Annotated in this window: 2 protein-coding genes; both read left to right on the top strand. The window is 73.0% G+C overall.

Features of this window, described 5'->3' with window-relative positions; genetic code table 11:
• Window positions 1-763 (top strand): methyltransferase domain-containing protein (locus ACWDS7_RS47850; RefSeq protein WP_451934729.1); only part of this gene is annotated, 763 nt, incomplete at its 5' end.
• Window positions 756-2,541, top strand: a 1,786-nt coding sequence (locus ACWDS7_RS47845) for a polynucleotide kinase-phosphatase (protein ID WP_451934728.1), incomplete at its 3' end; no start/stop codon positions are given. The genes ACWDS7_RS47850 and ACWDS7_RS47845, both read left to right, overlap by 8 nt.

Here is a 2,541-nt window from a genome sequence, read left to right as displayed (position 1 = left end):
GTATCCCTCATTGGCGAGCTTGGTGGTGGCCTTCAGCACGGTGCCGCGAGCAGCGCCGACCCCGCCGGTGGAGGTCCCCTCCGCGACGGCGGGACAGGTCCCCGCGCCCGAGGGGGAGCCGGGCGGCGCGCCCAGGCGGCCCCTGAACGTCCTGCGCCGCGAGGCCGTGGTCGAGGCGCTGGGGGAGCTCGGCGCGCACCGCGTCATCGACCTGGGCTGCGGTTCCGGGCAGCTGGTCGGGGCGCTGCTGGGCAGGCCGGAGTTCACGAAGGTGACCGGGGTGGACGTGTCGGCGCAGGCGCTGGCGCTCGCGGTCAGGCGGCTGAAGCCCGACCGGATGCCCGACCGGCAGCGGGAGCGGCTGGAGCTGTTCCAGGGGGCGCTGACCTACACCGACGCCCGGTTCGCCGGATACGACGCGGCCGTTCTCATGGAGGTCGTCGAGCATGTCGACCCGCCGCGGCTGGACGCGCTGGAGCGGGTGGTCTTCGGCGCAGCCCGGCCCGGGCACGTGATCGTGACGACGCCCAACGCCGAGTACAACGTGCGCTACGACTTCCTGGAGGGCATGCGCCACCCCGACCACCGCTTCGAGTGGACCCGGGCCGAGTTCCGGGCGTGGGCGGCGAAGGTCTGCGACGACTACGGCTACCACGTCGCCTTCCGGCCGGTCGGCGACGACGACCCCGAGGTGGGCCCGCCCACCCAGATGGCCCTGTTCGGTCTCGGAGACGGTGTGAACGCGGGAGGCGGAGATGACTGAGATCACCGTGCCGGAGATGTCGCTCGTCGTGCTCGTCGGGGTCTCCGGCAGCGGGAAGTCGACCTTCGCCCGCCGGCACTTCAGGCCGACCCAGGTGGTCTCCTCCGACTTCTGCCGCGGCCTGGTGTCGGACGACGAGAACGACCAGAGCGCCACCTCCGACGCCTTCGACGTGCTGCACTACATCGTCGGCACCCGGCTCAGGCGGGGCCTGCTGACGGTCGTGGACGCCACCAACGTCCAGTGGGAGGCGCGCAAGAAGCTGGTCGAGCTGGCCAAGTCCCACAACGTGCTCGTCGACGCGATCGTCATGGACGTGCCGGAGGAGGTGGCGATCGAGCGCAACGCCGCCCGGCCCGACCGGGACTTCGGCCCCCACGTGATCCGGCGGCAGCGCAAGGACCTGCGGCGGTCCATGGCGAAGATCTCCCGCGACGGCTTCCGCCGGGTCCACGTGCTGCGCGGGACCGACGAGATCGAGGCCGCCACCGTCGTCACCGAGAAGGCGTGGACCGACAGGCGCGAGCTGACCGGGCCGTTCGACATCATCGGCGACGTGCACGGGTGCCGGTCGGAGCTGGAGACGCTGCTGCGCGCCCTGGGGTGGGAGATCGCCCCCGGCGGCACCGGCGCGACCCACCCCGAGGGCCGGACGGCGGTGTTCGTCGGCGACCTGGTCGACCGGGGGCCCGACTCGCCGGGCGTGCTCCGGCTGGTCATGGGCATGGTCGCGGCCGGGACCGCGCTGTGCGTGTCGGGCAACCACGAGCAGAAGCTGGCCCGCGCGCTCAACGGCCGCAAGGTCAGGGTCGCCCACGGGCTGCAGGAGTCGCTGGACCAGCTCGCCGCCGAGCCCGAGGAGTTCCGCGGGGCCGCGCTGGCCTTCATGGACGGGCTGATCAGCCACTACCAGCTCGACGGCGGCAGGCTCGTCGTCGCGCACGCCGGGCTGAAGGAGGACTACCACGGCCGCGCCTCGGGCCGGGTGCGCGCCTTCGCGCTGTACGGCGACACCACCGGCGAGACCGACGAGTACGGGCTGCCGGTGCGCTACCCGTGGGCGCGGGAGTACCGGGGCCGGGCCATGGTCGTCTACGGCCACACCCCGGTCCCCGAGACCGAGTGGATCAACAACACGATCTGCCTGGACACCGGCGCCGTGTTCGGCGGGAGGCTGACCGCGCTGCGCTACCCGTCCAAGGAGATCGTCTCGGTGCCCGCCGAGAAGGTCTGGTACGAGTCGGTCAGGCCGTTCGGGGCCCCGGGCCGGCGTGACCCCGAGGCGCTCGCCATCGGCGACGTCCAGGGCACCAAGCACATCGAGGTGCGTCACGGCGGCGGCCGCGTCAAGGTCCGGGAGGAGAACTCGGCCGCGGCACTGGAGATCATGAGCCGGTTCGCGGTCGACCCGCGCTGGCTGGTCTACCTTCCCCCCACGATGGCGCCGCCGGAGACCTCCGGGCTCGACGGCTACCTGGAGCACCCGGCCGAGGCGTTCGCCGAGTTCGCGGCCGCGGGGATCACCCATGTCGTGTGCGAGGAGAAGCACATGGGCTCGCGGGCGGTGGCCGTACTGGCCAGGGACCCGGAGACGGCGGCGGCGCGGTTCGGGGTCGCGGACGGGACCACCGGGGCCGTCTACACCCGGACCGGCAGGCCGTTCTTCCCCGACACCACCGAACTGGTGGACCGGCTCAGCCGGGCGTGCGCGCCGCTCATGGACGAGCTGGGCACCGGCTGGCTCGCCCTCGACTGCGAGCTGCTGCCCTGGTCGGCGA

It is taken from the genome of Streptosporangium sp. NPDC003464, from assembly GCF_053588315.1.
Note: the sequence above shows the minus strand (reverse complement) of the source record. Positions and strands in the feature narration are given on the sequence as shown.